Source organism: Bifidobacterium pseudolongum subsp. pseudolongum DSM 20099, from assembly GCF_000771225.1.
GTDB lineage: Bacteria > Actinomycetota > Actinomycetes > Actinomycetales > Bifidobacteriaceae > Bifidobacterium > Bifidobacterium pseudolongum.
Genome location: NZ_JDTZ01000003.1, coordinates 70183 through 85589, shown reverse-complemented (window position 1 = coordinate 85589; position 15407 = coordinate 70183). Strand labels below are relative to the sequence as shown.

14 protein-coding genes are annotated in these 15407 nt (G+C 64.7%); 3 read left to right on the top strand and 11 right to left on the bottom strand.

What is annotated here, in order from left to right:
- Genes OU02_RS02605 through mraZ form a run of 6 tightly spaced genes read right to left on the bottom strand, consistent with a single transcriptional unit; the run spans position 1 to position 6210 of the window.
- Positions 1-1479: a UDP-N-acetylmuramoyl-tripeptide--D-alanyl-D-alanine ligase gene (locus tag OU02_RS02605; protein WP_033488651.1), complete on the bottom strand. Its 1479-nt coding sequence runs from the start codon at positions 1477-1479 to the stop codon at positions 1-3.
- 39 nt (positions 1480-1518) lie between these two features.
- On the bottom strand, positions 1519-2400 hold the full coding sequence (locus OU02_RS02600) for a hypothetical protein (RefSeq protein ID WP_033488650.1): 882 nt from the start codon (positions 2398-2400) through the stop codon (positions 1519-1521).
- A gap of 40 nt (positions 2401-2440) precedes the next feature.
- Positions 2441-4237: a peptidoglycan D,D-transpeptidase FtsI family protein gene (locus tag OU02_RS02595; protein ID WP_033488649.1), complete on the bottom strand. Its 1797-nt coding sequence runs from the start codon at positions 4235-4237 to the stop codon at positions 2441-2443.
- Entirely contained in the window at positions 4237-4689 is a 453-nt protein-coding gene (gene ftsL, locus OU02_RS02590; protein ID WP_033488648.1) for a cell division protein FtsL, read from the bottom strand. The genes OU02_RS02595 and ftsL overlap by 1 nt, the downstream gene beginning before the upstream one ends.
- A 3-nt stretch (positions 4690-4692) precedes the next feature.
- Positions 4693-5754 (bottom strand): 16S rRNA (cytosine(1402)-N(4))-methyltransferase RsmH, encoded by a 1062-nt coding sequence (gene rsmH / locus OU02_RS02585; RefSeq protein ID WP_033488647.1) that lies wholly within the window; start codon positions 5752-5754, stop codon positions 4693-4695.
- Positions 5755-6210 carry a division/cell wall cluster transcriptional repressor MraZ gene (mraZ, locus tag OU02_RS02580; protein WP_225532120.1) on the bottom strand — a complete coding sequence of 152 codons (456 nt, stop codon included), beginning with the start codon at positions 6208-6210 and terminating at the stop codon, positions 5755-5757.
- Positions 6211-6472: 262 nt separating this feature from the next.
- Between mraZ and OU02_RS02575 the strand changes: the two genes are divergently transcribed.
- Entirely contained in the window at positions 6473-8734 is a 2262-nt protein-coding gene (locus OU02_RS02575) for a HelD family protein (RefSeq protein WP_033488646.1), read from the top strand.
- 10 nt (positions 8735-8744) lie between these two features.
- Positions 8745-9944, top strand: a complete 1200-nt coding sequence (gene serA, locus OU02_RS02570) for a phosphoglycerate dehydrogenase (protein ID WP_033488645.1) — start codon at positions 8745-8747, stop codon at positions 9942-9944.
- A gap of 55 nt (positions 9945-9999) precedes the next feature.
- Here the strand turns inward: serA and nrdR are convergent, their stop codons facing one another.
- Both nrdR and OU02_RS02560 read right to left on the bottom strand, forming a co-directional pair.
- Positions 10000-10452: a transcriptional regulator NrdR gene (gene nrdR / locus OU02_RS02565; RefSeq protein WP_033488644.1), complete on the bottom strand. Its 453-nt coding sequence runs from the start codon at positions 10450-10452 to the stop codon at positions 10000-10002.
- 93 nt (positions 10453-10545) lie between these two features.
- A complete protein-coding gene (locus tag OU02_RS02560) occupies positions 10546-10878 on the bottom strand; it encodes a LysM peptidoglycan-binding domain-containing protein (protein WP_241434868.1) in 333 nt (110 codons plus the stop codon).
- Positions 10879-11029: 151 nt separating this feature from the next.
- Here OU02_RS02560 and lexA point away from each other — a divergent pair, with 151 nt between their 5' ends.
- Positions 11030-11719 (top strand): transcriptional repressor LexA, encoded by a 690-nt coding sequence (gene lexA / locus OU02_RS02555; RefSeq protein ID WP_033488643.1) that lies wholly within the window; start codon positions 11030-11032, stop codon positions 11717-11719.
- A gap of 3 nt (positions 11720-11722) precedes the next feature.
- On the opposite strand, the gene OU02_RS02550 is transcribed toward lexA, so the two are convergent.
- From OU02_RS02550 to hflX, 3 genes are all read right to left on the bottom strand, one after another.
- Positions 11723-12655, bottom strand: a complete 933-nt coding sequence (locus tag OU02_RS02550; protein WP_033488642.1) for a cation diffusion facilitator family transporter — start codon at positions 12653-12655, stop codon at positions 11723-11725.
- Positions 12656-12746: 91 nt separating this feature from the next.
- Positions 12747-13709 carry an L-lactate dehydrogenase gene (locus OU02_RS02545; protein WP_033488641.1) on the bottom strand — a complete coding sequence of 321 codons (963 nt, stop codon included), beginning with the start codon at positions 13707-13709 and terminating at the stop codon, positions 12747-12749.
- 148 nt (positions 13710-13857) lie between these two features.
- Positions 13858-15333: a GTPase HflX gene (gene hflX / locus OU02_RS02540; protein ID WP_033488887.1), complete on the bottom strand. Its 1476-nt coding sequence runs from the start codon at positions 15331-15333 to the stop codon at positions 13858-13860.
- Positions 15334-15407 lie beyond the last annotated feature (74 nt).

Genomic DNA, 15407 nt, shown 5'->3' with positions numbered 1-15407 from the left:
TTACGCGCGTTCCTCGTTCCATCGGGTGGCAAGTGAGCTCAGGCCCGAGGCATGCGACCCTTTGAGCAGCACGACCATGTCCGCATGCGTGCGGCCCAGGTCGCGCACGATGCCGTCGGCCTCGTCGGTGGTGTCCACGCAGAACACGGCGTCTGCGTCCATCGCGGTGCGCGCGCCGTCGGCGAGGTCGCGGGCCAGTGCATTGAGGTGCGGGTCATTCCCCCCACCTACCGCGATGACCACGTCGGCGCCACTCTGGGCGGCGTAGATGCCGATGTCATGGTGGGCCCGCGTCTCGTCACCGCCGAGTTCGAGCATGGCGCCGAGCACCGCCACACGGGTGGGTTGCGTGGCGTCGCCGGCATGCCAGGACATCATGCCGTCGATGCCGGCTCGCATCGAATCAGGGTTCGCGTTGAACGAATCGTCGATGAGCGTGAACCGCACATCGCCTTCCTGCACCACGCTTACGGCCATGCGGTGCGCGCTGATGGCATGCACCGAATTGAGCACGGCGGCGATGTGCTCGAGTGGCATGCCCTCCAAGCGCGCCACACTTGCGGCGGCGAGGGCATTCATGATGTTGTGCCGTCCCGTGATGCCGAGTTTCACACGCTGTTCCACACCGGCTTCGCTGACGAGCGTGAACACCGGGTGCCCCAGATCGTCGAGGCTGATGTCGTCCGCGGCCACATAGCTGTCGCATTCATGCGCCTGCGCATGCTCGATGCCGAACCACACCACTTTGCCCGGCGCGATGTCTTGCATGCGGGCCACGCGGGCGTCGTCGGCGTTGAGCACCGTCACGCCGTCGTTGAGCAACCCGCGCACAATCTCGCTTTTCGCCTGTGCGATATGCTCGACCGATCCGAATTCACCCAGATGAGCCACGCCCACCTTCAGCACGATCGCGATGTCGGGCGGCGCGATTGTGGTCAGATGAGCGATCTCCCCAAGGTGGTTGGCGCCCATCTCCGCCACCAGATAGCGGGTGCCTTCCCCCACTTCAAGCGCGGTGAGCGGTAGCCCGATCTCGTTGTTGAACGAACCGACCGGCGCCACGGTCTCGCCAAGCGTGGAGAGCAGCGCCTTCAACAGGTCCTTCGTCGTCGTCTTGCCCACCGAACCGGTGATGCCGATGATCGTGAAGGGGGCGGCCCCATTGCGGCGCATCCGCAGGTTCGCCTTGGCGAGCTCACCCAACGCGGCCACACCGTCTTCCACGATGATCTGCGCGATGCCCGCGTCCGGCACGGCGTGCTGTACGAGCGCGGCCACAGCGCCGTTGCGCGCGGCCGCGTCCACGTAATCATGGCCGTCCACGTGCTCGCCTGCGATCGCCACGAACAGCGAGCCGGACTGCGCGAGACGCGAATCGGTTACGGCCGAGGTGACTTCAGTCCCTTCGTCCATGACGGCACCGGGCGCTGCATGGCCGTCCACACTGGCCATGACCTGCCGCAACGTCATCTTCATCATATGTATTCTCCTTGCACTGCGCGGTATGGAACCGCCGGTTCAGTTCAGTTCTCTCGACACGCGCAACGCGCTGCGGATGCTGCTTTTGCGGATGCCGGCCGCGAGCACCATCGCGATGGCGAGTGAAAGCGGGCGTGATGGGCCGGTGCCCAAGTCGGCCTGGATCGCCATCATATCGGTCTCATCGGTGCGCACGGCCACATGCGTGTTGTCGTCCATCACGCAGCCGTACCGTTCGCGCACCTGTGCGAGCGCCTGCTCGATATCCGCGTCAGCCTCCTCGCCGTCGACGCCGATCACGTCGACCCCCACGCTTTCGAGCGAACCGGAGGCGAGTGTCTCGTCGTCGAGCGCGATGATGACCGCTGCCACACCGTCTTCCACACACACCGACAGTACGCGCTGCACCGAAAAGGCGTCGACCGGGTAGGTCAGGTCGAGGAACCGTTCGAGCGACTGCGAATCGCCTTTGCAGACGGTGCCCACCGGGTTGCCGAGCATATGCAGGAACTGCGCGATCGCATCCACGTCTTCGCGCAGACGCTCGTTGCCGGCGCCTGCGACCGCGAAGACGGCGATCGATTCCGAAGGCATACCGGCGATGCTCGCGGCGAGTTCACCGATCTGCCGCGGCGTGGGATCGGCGAACAGGATCGGGATCTGCTGGTCGTCGATCGCATTGCGCATGGATGTGGGCAGCAGCATCGCGTAGGCGCCGCGTTGCACGGCGAGCGCCACGCGCGCTTTCTCGATGCGCTCACCGGGGATGAACAGCGCGCCGGGCGTCACCGAGTCCACGTCGTTGGCGAGCGACGTCACGGTCACATCACGCGCGAAGCCGGGCACGAGAGAGAATCCGTAACGGTCCTCGAGCATGCCCAGCGTCAGCCGCTGTGCCGTCGTTTCACTGATTGCGCTCATCGTTGCTCCTCTTGTCGGATAGTCGTCGTCTGCTGTTCGTTCACCATTCCACCGGAATCGCGTTCTTGCGTTGTGGGGAGTTCGGCACTTCGTATTTCTGCATCAGGAATTCGCCGATCTGCGCGAACACCGGGCCCGCCGTCAGACCACCATAGCTGCCTTCTGGGTCCTTGAGCACCACCGTCACCACGAAGCGGGGGTTGTCGGCGGGGATGATCGCGGAGTAATCGCTGATGAGCGAACTTAGCTTGCCGTCGGGGCCGGCCACTTCGGCGGTACCGGACTTGGAGGCCACACGGTAGCCCTTCACTCCGGCGAATCCTTGCGAGGAATAGTGTTCGGACACGGATTCCATGGCGTTGAGGATCTGCTTGGAGGCCTCTTCGTCAATCACACGCGTGGATTCCTTCTGTTCGGGCGTGGCGCTTTTGCCGTCGGGGGTGGTGATGGCTTTGATGATCGACTGCGGCTTGAGCACGCCTTGGTTGGCGATGACCGCAATCGCGTTCGTCATCTGCAGCGCATTGACGGTGTACCCCTGCCCGAAGAGCACGGTGTTGCGCGTACGGCCGTCCCATGTCTGCGGCTGGGTGAGCAGGCCCTGCGATTCGCCCGGCAGATTGAGGCCACTTGGCTGGCCGATGCCGAACTTGGTCAGGTACTCGTAGCGTTTCTGGTCCGAAAACGAGTCAGAGGCGAGGATTGTGCCGATGTTCGAGGATTGTTCGAGCACGCCGGCGAGTGTCCAATGCTCTGCACCGTGGTTGAACGAATCCTTGTAGGTCTGCCCGTCGAGCGTCAGTGAATCGGGCACAGTGAATTTGTCGGACATCTGGTGCAGATGTTCCTGCACGAGCCCCGACATGGTGAAGACCTTGCCCACGGAACCCGGTTCGAAGGTCTGGCTCACCGAGCGCGCCACATTGAGTTTGGCGTCGTCGCTGCCGGCTTCGATCTGGTCGGTGTCGGCGAGCGCCAGGATCTGCCCGCTCTGCACGTCCTGCACCACGGCGATGCCCCACGCCGCCTTGTATTTCGCTTGGCTGTCCTTGAGGATCTGTTCCACACGCCACTGGATGTCGCGGTCGATCGTCAGCTGTACGTCCGCGCCGTCCACTGCCGCTTTCGAATCGGTCATCGTGCCGGGGATCTCTTCGCCTCCGTTGCCCTGCTGGTAGATCTGGTAGCCGTCGGTGCCGGTCAGCGTCTTGTCCTCGATTTGCTCGATGCCGGCCACGCCCTTGCCTTCGTCGTCCACACCGCCGAGCAGCGCACCCATGAGCGTGCCGTTCGTGTAGATGCGCTCGTTGCTCAGTTCGCCGTACACAATGCCGCCGAGATGCAGGTCGGCGATTTTACGCTTGACTTCGGGGGTCACGTCTTTTTTGAGAATCGCGTACTGGCCAGTGCCCGAAAGCCTGCCACCGAGCTCGGCCGCGTTCATGCCGAGCACCGGTGCGAGCAATTGCGCCACAGCGGCCGCGCCGGTTGTCTGCAGCGGCTTGCCATCGAGCGCGTGGCAGTAGTCTCTTGTGCGCGTGGTGCAGGTGGTGGGTTCGAAATCCTGTGCCGCCTGTGGATTGCCGACGATTGTGTAGCGCTCCACGCTTTGCGCGAGCACCGCACCGTTCGTATCGGTGATCTTGCCGCGCTTGGCGCTCAGCGATGCTTTGACTGTGCGGTTCTGCGTGGCGGCCTGGGCGGTGCTCGCGCCGTCGATCAATTGGATGCGCACCAATTGCCCGATGCACAGCAGTGCCACAAGCGACATGACGATGCCCATGACCGAGGCTTGCCTGACACGCCGGGACAGTCGGGACCACGAGAATGAACGCATCAGTGTGCCCCTTCCCCGGCGGGCTGGTATCCCTGCAGGTCAATCGACAGCGAACCCTTGGCGGGTTCCATGTTCATCTTCTGCGCGCGCTCAGGCAACGTGGCTTCCAATTGCGCGAGTTTGGCCTGGTCGTCTTCCACATCCTGCTGCAGCATCGTGATGTGCTGTTCGATGCGCGAAGCCTCGAACGAGTTGGAGCTCATCTGTGTGCGCAGCAGCAGCGCCCCCAGCAGGCAGGCGCCGAGGAACACAACCGCCACCACAATGTGCACAAGCGGCGTGGACCGTGATTTGGTCCACTCCCAGAACGCCGCCACCCCGCGTTTCGCGGCCCCGCTGGCGCTGCGGTTCGACACCACATGCAGTTGCGGACGCTGTGCGCTGCGCGCCTCGTGGCTTTGGCGCCCAGCCGGCGCCGCATTCGAACGTGTGGAACGTGCTGCGGATCCCATGGATCAGCCCCTCCTTCCCCGGCGGTGCCCAGTGACGCCATGGCGCGCCCCCGCGCGCTGCATGGAACCGTCCGCCTCGTGATCAAACCGCCGGCGCCAACGCTGCGGCACCGGACGGACCAATTCGACGGCGCGAAGACGCACCGAAGCGGCACGCGGATTGCGCTCGCGCTCCTCGTCGTCGGCCATCACCGCGCCCTTGGTGAGCGGCGCGAAGAACGGCTGCATGTCGTCTGGAACAACAGGCATGTCGGCAGGCGCATCCACCCGGGTGCCCTGCATCATGAACGATTTGACCGTCTTGTCTTCGAGCGAGTGGTAGGACTCCACCACAAGCCTGCCGCCCACCGCAAGCCGGTTGGCGATCTGCGGCAGTGTGCGCGCGAGCTTCTCCAGTTCGCCGTTCACCTCGATGCGCAGCGCCTGGAACACGCGCTTGGCGGGGTTGCCGCTGCCGCGGTGGGCCTGCGGGATCACGCGGTCCACAAGCGCGGTCAACTGCCGCGAACTCGTGAGCGGTTCGTCCGCGCGCGAGCGCACGATCTCGTGGGCGATCTGGCGCGCAAAACGCTCTTCGCCATACGCTTTGAAGATGCGGGTCAACGCAGCGGCGTCGTAGCGTTCGAGCACCATCTGCGCGGTCAGCGGCTGCGAGACGTCCATGCGCATGTCGAGCGGGGCGTCGTGTGCGTACGAAAAGCCGCGCTCGCGCTCGTCGATCTGCAGGCTCGAGAGCCCCAGGTCCATGAACACGGCCTGCACGGTGTCGATGCCTCGCTCCTCGAGCACGCGCGAGAAATCATCGAACGCTGCATGCACGGGAATGAACCGGCCGCCCAGCCCCTCCTGCTCAATGCGCGCGGTGGCCATACGCAGTGCCTCGATGTCGCGGTCGATGCCGATCAGGCGCGCCTGTGGGGCGGCTTTGAGGAACGCGATGCTGTGGCCGGCGAGTCCAAGCGTGCAGTCGACGGCGAGCGCGCCCGGCGTGCGCAATGCGGGCGCGACGAGGCCCACGCACTGCTCGAGCAGCACGGGCTGATGAATGTGCGCGTAATCCGTCATCTACCACTCCAGTTCCGGCAATACGTCGGATGTGATGTCCGCATAACCCTGTTCATGTGCGGTCAGATAATCCTCCCACGCCTGCTTGTTCCAAATCTCGGCCCGTGTGCCAACGCCGATGATGACGATCTCGTCGCCAAGGCCGGCATAGTCGCGCAGCATCTGCGGAATCAGCACGCGTCCCTGCTTGTCGGGGTCCTGGTCAACCGCGCCCGACAGGAACATGCGCAGGTATTCTCGTGCGGCCCTGCTGCCCATCGACGTCTTCTGCATCTGCATGGCGATGCGCCGGAACTCCCGTTGGGGCAAGACGTACACGCAGCGCTCCTGGCCGCGGGCCATGACCATGCCGCGGCCCAGCTGCGCACGCATTTTTGCCGGCAACGCCACACGCCCTTTGGCGTCGATCTTGGGGGTGTATGTGCCCAAAAGCATCGGTGGCATCTCCAGCGACATCGGATCGGGGGCGGGCTCGTCAGTCGATGGCAACTGCGCATCGGTCAGGCTTGCCATCAGTCACCTCCGAACCGCACCTCAATATGTCCGCATCTGCCTTCAGGTACCCACTTTACCCCACCGCTCACCTAAAATCCCCACCCGCCGCCAAAACACGCCGTCGGCGTGACCACCATGCACCGTTTCCACACGATGTGGCGCTCGTAGCCGCCGTTTGCTACGCTTGTGTGGCTCAAGTTTCAGACAGGGGACCAACGTTCAAATGTCACAGTATTCAGCACAGTTGCAGGAAGAGCAGCGCATGACGGACCGCGCATACGCGCGCCTTGACGCGCTGCGTGCGCAGGCAAGGGAGCGGTTGAGCGACGTGCGTGCCGCTGGGTCGCACGGTTCGCCCACGCAGCGCACCGAGCGTGACTCCTTCGCCACGATGTACGAGGACCGTCTGGCGCAATTGCGCGCCGTCGAGGACCGCCTCGTGTTCGGCAGGATCGACAACACCGCGGGCGAACGGCGGTACATCGGGCGCATCGGCCTTTCCGACGAACGACACGAGCCGATCCTCACCGACTGGCGCGCCGAGGCCGCACGCCCGTTCTATGAGGCCACGCCGTCGCACCACGGCGACATCGTGATGCGCCGGCACATCACCCTGCACTTCCGTACCGTGGCTGGCATCGAGGATGAGGTGCTCGACGTGCATTCGGCGCATGTGAACACGGCGAGCGAGCAGGGCACGCTGACCGGCGAAGGCGCGCTGCTGGCATCGCTGGGCTCGCGACGCACCGGCAAGATGACCGACATCGTGGCCACGATCCAGGCCGAGCAGGACCGGATCATCCGCACCGATCTCGCCGGCGCCCTTGTGGTGCAGGGAGGCCCCGGCACCGGCAAGACGGCCGTGGCGCTGCACCGCGCCGCCTACCTGCTGTACACGCACCGCCACCGACTCGAACGCTCCGGCGTGCTTGTGGTGGGCCCGAGCGAGGACTTCCTGCACTACATCGACCAAGTGCTCCCCTCCCTCGGCGAGACCGGCGTGGTGAGCCGCACGATCGGCGAGCTGATCCCCGGCGTCGTCACACAGCGCGTCGACGAACCGCACGTGGCCCAGCTCAAGGGCGAACGGCGCATGGCCAAGGCGATCGCGAATGCGGTGGCCGCGCGCGAACGCGTGCCCTCGCAGTTGCCCGCGATCACGGTCAATGGAGTGTCGGTGCCCTTGCGCGCCTCCGACTTCGAGACGGCGATCGCCGATGCGCGCCGCACGCGGCAGCCGCACAACAAGGCCCGCGAGACCTTCGTCTCGTCGATGCTGTCGATGGTGCGCACGCGCGTCGTCGAAGAGCTCGACTACACGCCCGAGCAGGCCGAACTCAACGACATCATGGCGCAGCTGCGCATGAACGACAAACTGCGCGTCACGCTCAACCTGGCGTGGCTGCCGATGGACGGCCGCTGGCTGCTCGACCAGCTGTTCTCGAAGCCCGCGCAGTTGCGCCGGTTCGCACCGTGGCTCAGCGACGCGCAGGTCAGCATGCTCACCCGGCCCAAGGGCGCCCCTCTCACGCTGTCCGACATTCCACTGCTCGACGAAGCGCTCGAACTGCTGGGTCCCGACCCGCACGAACAGGCGCGCCAAGCGCTGCGCGACGCGCAGCGCGCCGAAGAGGAGCGCTACGCCCAGGAGACGCTCGCGCAGGCGGGCATCGGGTCGGGCATCGTCTCATCGAAGATGCTCGCCGACCACATGCGCGGTGACTCGTCGGAGCTGGTCGCACAGCGCGCCGCCGCGGACCGCGAATGGACCTATGGGCACATCGTCGTCGACGAGGCGCAGGAACTGACCGCCATGGATTGGCGCATGCTCATCCGCCGCTGCCCATCGCGCTCGTTCACGATTGTGGGCGACGTGGCGCAGACTTCGGCACTCGGCGGCACGCGTGACTGGCGCACGTCGATGAACGCGCTGTTCGGCCCCCGCAACTGGAGCCTCAACGAGCTGACGATCAACTACCGCAACCCGCGTGAGGTCTCCGACCTCGCCGCGCGTTTCGCTGAAGGCGAAGGGCTCTACATCTCCACCGTCAAGGCGATCCGTTCGGTGCCCGATTCGGTGCAGCGCGTGAGCGTGGCGGACCGTGCGTCGCTGTACGCCGAGGTCGCCGAGCAGACCCTTGATCTGGCCGGGTCGTACCTTGTGGGCGACGGCACAGGCCGCGTGGCCGTCATCGTCCCCGACGCACTGCGCGATGCCGTACGGGCCGCCGTGCACGAAGCCGTGGCGCACAGCACGCTCGCGCGCAGTGGCGTCCGGTTCGAAGAGCAGATCATGGTGTGCGGCGCGCAATCGGTAAAAGGCCTTGAATACGATGCGGTTATGGTTGTGGAACCAGGACTCATCGAGCAGGAGGCGCCCACGCGGCTCTCCGCGGCCTCCGACCTGTATGTGGCGCTCACCCGCCCCACGCAGCGTCTGCTTATAGTCCGGACACAAGCAGACGAAACGCTGCTCGATTTGTAAGGTGGTGCATATGCCGAAAGCTCTATTACTTGAAAACATCCATCCCCTGGCCGCCCAATCCCTGCGCGACCACGGGTTCGAAGTCGAGACGATGAAGGGCGCGCTTGCCGAGGATGAGCTCATCGAGGCCCTCGAAGGCGTGGACCTGCTCGGCATCCGCTCGAAGACGGCTGTGACCGCCAGGGTGCTCGACGCACGCCCCACGCTCACCGCGATCGGCTGCTTCTGCATCGGCACCAACCAGGTCGACCTCAACCATGCTGGCCGCCGTGGCGTGGCGGTGTTCAACGCGCCGTATTCCAACACGCGGTCCGTGGTGGAATTGGTGATCTGCGACATCATCTGCCTGATGCGCCGCATCCCGGCGCATACGCACCACCTCAAGCACGGGCTGTGGGACAAATCGGCGTCCGGCTCACACGAAGTGCGTGGCAAGACGCTCGGTATCATCGGCTACGGCAACATCGGCTCGCAGCTTTCGGTGCTCGCCGAGGCGCTCGGCATGCGCGTGGTGTTCTACGACCTCGACGAAAAGCTCGCGATGGGCAACGCCCAGCGCTGCGACACGCTCAATGAATTGCTCGAGCAGTCCGACGCCGTGACGATCCATGTGGACGGCCGCAAATCCAACACAGGGTTCTTCGGCGAAGACGAGTTCGCGCACATGAAGCAGGATGCGATCTTCATCAACTGCTCACGCGGATTCGTGGCGGACCTCGACGCGCTCAAGCGCCACCTCGACAGCGGGCACCTTTCCGGCGCCGCCGTGGACGTGTTCCCGGTCGAACCGAAGAAGAGCGGCGACCCCATCGTCACGCCGCTCGCCGACGAGGACAACATGATCCTCACCCCGCACATCGGCGGCTCCACGCTCGAAGCGCAGGAGGCCATCGCCCAGTTCGTCTCGCAGCGTCTTGAGGACTACTGGCTCAAGGGCTCCACGATGCTCAGCGTGAATCTGCCGCAGATCACCTTGAGCGACTACCGCGGGGCCGCACGCATCGCCCACCTGCACGCCAACCTGCCGGGCATCCTCGCCTCGGTCAACCAGGTGCTCGGCGAGCAGGGCATCAACATCTCGGCGCAGGCGCTCGGCACCGAAGGCGACCTGGGGTATGTGGTGACCGATGTGGCCAACAAGCCGGACGAGCGTACGCTCGAGGCATTGGCGTCGCTGACGGGCACAATACGCATGCGCGTCATCGAATAGGCCATGAGGTATGGCAAAGGCCCGGAGCTTGAAATCTCCGGGCCTTTGCCATACCTCACGCGCGGTCTTCGACGCGCAACTCGTCAATCGCGCGCTGGAAGTCCTCAAGTCCCTCGAAGTTCTGGTAGACGCTGGCGAAGCGTAGATAGGCCACTTCGTCGAGTTCACGCAACGGTTTGAGGATGGCCCTGCCGATCTCTTCCGACGGCACTTGTGCGATGCCTTGCGCACGCAGGCTCTCCTCGACCTGCTGGCCGAGGTGCTTGAGGCTTTCCTCGTCGATCGGCCTGCCTTGGCATGCTTTGCGCACGCCGGAAATCACCTTGTTGCGGTCGAATTGCTCCACATTGCCCGAGCGTTTCCGCACCAGCAGCATGGCAGTCTCCATCGTGCTGAAACGGCCCCCGCATTTGGGGCATTCGCGGCGCCGGCGAATGGAATGGCCGTCGTCACTGATACGGGTATCGATCACCTTGGTGTCGGGATTCTGGCAAAATGGGCAATGCATACCACCCACAATAGCCTGACGTTCGGCCTTTTGTTCAACGGGTGCACCCCTGTTCCGCTCGCCGCGCACCGCCAACCCCGGGCCCATGGCCACTCAGACGGGGATGATCAGATGCTGGCCGGCCACGATGCGGCTGTCATCGAGGCCGTTGACGGCTTTGAGGCACTCCACCACCTGCGCCGCAGGCGCATCGGTGAACCGGTCGGCGATCGACCACAACGTATCGCCGGGCCGCACGGTGTAATGCACGACTTCCGTCGACTCATACCCCGCATACGCCGCCTGCTCGCCGATGCCGGGCATGTGGGACGCGAGGGCGACCCCAAGGCACACCAACACCGCCAGCACGATGAGCCACATGCGCACATGGGCCTTGGCCCCCGCCGCCTGCACTGCACCGGATGACCGTGAGATATGTGATGCCAACGCGCTCATCGAAACCTTCTTTCGAACGTTTGTTCTAATTGCGGTTTCGATATTCGCACAGATGTTCGAACTTGTCAAGCCTGCGTTCGAACATCTGTTTGATTTTCTCCGTGCGGCACGGTACTGTTGTGCCATAACGAAAGGACCCACCATGAGCAGCATCGAACACGACCCGAACGCGGCCGCGGAGCGCCGCGCACCCGACCTGACGGAGCGCCAGCAGCGCATCATGGCCGCGATCCGCGCACTGCACGCCGCACACGGTTTCGCCCCGTCATTGCGCGAGATCGGCGAGGCGTGCGGATTGAAGAGCACATCGTCGGTGCAGCATCAGCTCAACGTGCTGGAGTCCAAGGGGTGCATCCGCAGGGATCCGAACAAGGGCCGCGCCATCGAAGTCGTGGATGATTCCCCCACCGCTGTACCTGTCAGTCCCTTCCCCGACGCCCAATCGGCGTCGTTCCTGGCGTCCACCGATGTGCCGCTTGTGGGCGCGATCGCCGCCGGCGCGCCGATCACCGCCGAGCAGCATGTCGAGGACGTCATGCGCCTGCCCGTGCGGTTGACGGGCACCGGCAGGCTCTTCATGCTCGAAGTGCATGGCGATTCGATGATCGACGCCGCCATCTGCAACGGCGACTTCGTGGTGGTGCGCGAGCAGCAGACCGCCGAGAACGGCGACATCGTGGCGGCCCTGCTCGACGATGAGGCCACCGTGAAGACCTTCCGCAACGAGAACGGCCATATCTGGCTCATCCCCCACAACCCCAACTATGCGCCGATCGACGGCACCCATGCCCAGATCATGGGCAAAGTCGTCACGGTATTGCGCAAGATGTGACAGTCACGCGTGGATCTGCGCCGACCCCGGCCCCTTGTAGCCTTCCGGCTCCAATTGGAACGTGGTGTGCGGCACCGATACCGGGAAGTGCTCGCACAGGCACAGCTGCAGCTGTTCGAGCACGTGGCCGGCCTCCTCCATCGTCATCCGCTTGTCCACAACCACATGCGCGGTCAGGATCGGCATGCCCGAAGCCACCGTGCTCGCATGCAGGTCATGCACCGCGATCACATGGCCCACACCCTCCAGATGGGCGCGCACCTCGTCCAGATCCAATCCGCTCGGCGTCTCTTCCAACAGCACGCGCATCGCGTCGCGCACCAACACGTATGCCCGCGGAATCATCATCAGCGCGATCACACCGCCGGCCACCGCATCGAAGCCGTCCCAGCCGGTGGCCATCATCACCACGGCCGAGACGACCACCGCCACCGAGCCGAGCGCATCGTTGACCACCTCAAAGAACGCGGCGCGCATATTCATGTTGTCGCCCGACTGCGCACGCAGCACCACAATCGACCCGATGTTGGCGGCAAGGCCCAGAATGCCGAAGAACAGCAGCAGGCGTATGTCCTTGATGCCGTCGGCCTCCTGCCCGGCGAGGCGCATGACCGCCTCCACAAGCGCATAGAACCCCACGAACAGCAGCAGCATGCCACCGGCCGCCGCGGTGATCACCTCAAGCCTCGCCCAACCCCATGTGCGTGACTTCGTGGGTTTGCGCCGCATCATGAACGCGGTGACGGTGGAGGCCGCGAGCACCGAGACATCGGTGAGCATATGCCCCGCATCCACAAGCAACGCAAGCGATCCGGTGACCGCCGCCCCGATCACCTCCGCCACGAAAATGGTGCCGGTGAGCACCAAGGTGGTCAGCAGGCGCTGATAGTGGCCGGCTGCATGCGCGCCCGCCCCCGCCCCATGTTGATGTGCCATTGAGTCGTCTCTCCCCCATACGGTGCCATAACGCAAAAGGAGGCCGGGCTCGCCCGACCTCCCTGAACGCATCTGGTTGTGTCTGTGAAAATCAGAATCCGAACTGTGCGGCGGTTTCCTTGAGCGTCTCGGCGGAACGCTTGAGCGCCGCAAGCTCACGGTCGGAAACCGGCGTGTTGATGCGCGAGTTCACACCTTCGCGGTTGAGCAGCGTCGGCACCGACATGCACACGTCGGAGATGCCGTGGAAGTCATCGAGCAGCGAGGAAACCGGCAGGATGCGGTTGGTGTCGTTGAGGATGGCTTCGACGATGTCCACGCCGGACATGGCGATGGCGTAGTTCGTGGCACCCTTGCCGTTGATGATCTTGTACGCCGCGTTCTTGACCTCCTGGTGGATCTGCTCACGCACATCGGCGTCGAGCGGATCGTGGCCCGGCAGCGGCTGCCAATCGCACATCGGCACGCCGCCGATTGTGGCGGAAGCCCACAGCGGCACCTCGGAATCGCCGTGCTCACCAGCGATGTAGGCGTGCACGTTCTTCACGTTCACACCGGTCTGCTGGGCGATCAGGAAGCGCAGGCGTGCGGAATCCAGATTGGTGCCCGAGCCGAACATCTGGTTCGACGGCAGGCCCGAAAGCTTCATCGACACATGCGTGACCACATCCACCGGGTTGGTGATGAGCATGTAGATGGCGTTCGGCGCCACCTTGATGAGGTTCGGGATGATCGACTTCATGATGTTGATCGTGGCGCCGGCCAGATCCAGACGGGACTGGCCCGGCTTCTGGCGCGCACCTGCGGTGATGACCACCATGTCGGCGTCACGGCAGATCTCCGGATCGTCGGAGCCGTCGATCGACACGGTCGGGAAGAAGCTGGAGCCGTGCTGCATGTCGAGCACTTCGGCTTCGACGCGCTCCTTTGCGATGTCTTCGAGCACGATCTCACGGGCGATGCCACGTTCCGCCGCGGCGAAGGCGAGGGTGGAGCCGACGGCGCCGGCGCCGACGATGGCAAGCTTTGTAGGCTTAATTGGTGAATCGGACATGTGTCTACCTCTTTTATGCATAGATTATCCGCTTGTGACGGAACCATGGTTCATTCATCTTCACTGTAGCAGACCACAATTTGTTCACAATGCGATAAAGGGGCGGCGTGTGCCGGCCGCGGCGGTGTAGGCCACGGCCGGCGCCGCATCAGTCCACAGGATCCTCGAGCGCTTGGTCCATGATCCGCGCGGCGAGCCGCTCGTCCACGTCCGCCTGCAGAAGGATGCCGGTGTCGCGGTATTCCACCGCGTCCACATTGCCGTATTCGCGGATCTGCGAGACGAGCGAACCGGCCGTGTAGGGCAGCAGCGCCTCCACATGCACGCCCGGCGCCGGCAGCATCCCCTCGATCTGCGCGCGCAGCGCGTCGACGCCCTCGCCGGTGACCGAGGAGACGAAGAACGCGCCCGGAGCAAGCTGTTCGAGGCGCTCGCGCGTCACGGCATCGATCAGATCGACCTTGTTGAACACGGTGACGACGGGCAGCCGGTCCACGCCGTCGATGGTCTTGAGGACTTCGTTCACCGCGTCGATCTGCCCGAACGGATCTGGGTGCGAGGCGTCCACGACGTGCACCATCACGTCCGATTCGCCAATCTCCTCGAGCGTCGACTTGAACGCCTCGATGAGCTGCGTGGGCAGCCGGCGCACAAACCCGACCGTGTCCACATAGGCGTAGAACCGGCCGTCCTTCGCGCGCGCACGTCGCACGGCGGTGTCGAGCGTGGCGAACAGCGCGTTCTCCACGAGCTCATCCGAACCGGTGAGCCGGTTCGTCAGCGACGATTTGCCCGCGTTCGTATACCCGACGACCGAAATCGTGGGCAGCGCATACCGCTTGCGCGAGCCGCGCTTGACCTCGCGCGCCGGCGCCATCTGCGCGATCTGCCTGCGCAGGCGTGCGATGCGCGTGCGGATGACACGCCGGTCCATCTCGATCTTCGTCTCGCCGGGACCACGCGAGCCGATGCCACCATCGGCGCCGGCGGCGCGGCCGCCCGCCTGCCGGGACAGCGCCGCGCCCCAACCACGCAGGCGGGGCAGCATGTACTGCAGCTGCGCGAGCTCGACCTGCGCCTTGCCTTCGCGCGACGTGGCGTGCTGCGCGAAGATGTCGAGGATCACCGCGGTGCGGTCCACGACCTTCACCTTCGTGGCGTCTTCGAGCGCACGGCGTTGGCTGGGCGGCAGGTCGTCGTCCACGATGATCGTATCGGCGTCGTTCGCCGCCACGATCTGCGCGATTTCCTTCGCCTTGCCCGCCCCCACATACGTGGAGGAATCAGGGCGGTACCGGTGCTGCAACACGGCGTCGCATACCTGCGCGCCTGCCGTCCCGGCGAGCGCGGCGAGCTCGCGCAAGGATTCCTCGGCCTCGCGCTGCGACCCGTTGCGTGACGACCAGACCCCCACGAGCACCACGCGCTCAAGGCGCACCTTGCGGTATTCGACTTCGGTGACGTCCTCGAGCTCGCCCAAGCCCACCACATGCTTGAGCTGGTTGCGTGATTCGCGCTCACGCCAGATCTCGTCGTCCGCCTGCGCACCCATGCCGTCGTCGTCGAGCAGCACGTCGGATTGGTCGGCGAGCAGGCCATGCGCGCCCTGTGCATCCCGGTCCATCAATTTCTGGTCACCCTGCCATGGTTGGGTCGATTCGGTCAAAGACACCTCACACTGTTCGTGAAAACTTACGT

Bases quoted from the DNA above. Each gene is read 5' to 3' on its own strand.
- nrdR (WP_033488644.1), bottom strand. From the start codon at position 10,452: ATGCATTGCCCATTTTGCCAGAATCCCGACACCAAGGTGATCGATACC.
- OU02_RS02575 (WP_033488646.1), top strand. From the start codon at position 6,473: ATGTCACAGTATTCAGCACAGTTGCAGGAAGAGCAGCGCATGACGGAC.
- ftsL (WP_033488648.1), bottom strand. From the start codon at position 4,689: ATGGGATCCGCAGCACGTTCCACACGTTCGAATGCGGCGCCGGCTGGG.
- OU02_RS02545 (WP_033488641.1), bottom strand. From the start codon at position 13,709: ATGTCCGATTCACCAATTAAGCCTACAAAGCTTGCCATCGTCGGCGCC.
- hflX (WP_033488887.1), bottom strand. From the start codon at position 15,333: ATGGACCGGGATGCACAGGGCGCGCATGGCCTGCTCGCCGACCAATCC.
- rsmH (WP_033488647.1), bottom strand. From the start codon at position 5,754: ATGACGGATTACGCGCACATTCATCAGCCCGTGCTGCTCGAGCAGTGC.
- serA (WP_033488645.1), top strand. From the start codon at position 8,745: ATGCCGAAAGCTCTATTACTTGAAAACATCCATCCCCTGGCCGCCCAA.
- OU02_RS02600 (WP_033488650.1), bottom strand. From the start codon at position 2,400: ATGAGCGCAATCAGTGAAACGACGGCACAGCGGCTGACGCTGGGCATG.
- mraZ (WP_225532120.1), bottom strand. From the start codon at position 6,210: ATGTCGCTGGAGATGCCACCGATGCTTTTGGGCACATACACCCCCAAG.
- OU02_RS02595 (WP_033488649.1), bottom strand. From the start codon at position 4,237: ATGCGTTCATTCTCGTGGTCCCGACTGTCCCGGCGTGTCAGGCAAGCC.
- OU02_RS02605 (WP_033488651.1), bottom strand. From the start codon at position 1,479: ATGATGAAGATGACGTTGCGGCAGGTCATGGCCAGTGTGGACGGCCAT.
- lexA (WP_033488643.1), top strand. From the start codon at position 11,030: ATGAGCAGCATCGAACACGACCCGAACGCGGCCGCGGAGCGCCGCGCA.
- OU02_RS02550 (WP_033488642.1), bottom strand. From the start codon at position 12,655: ATGGCACATCAACATGGGGCGGGGGCGGGCGCGCATGCAGCCGGCCAC.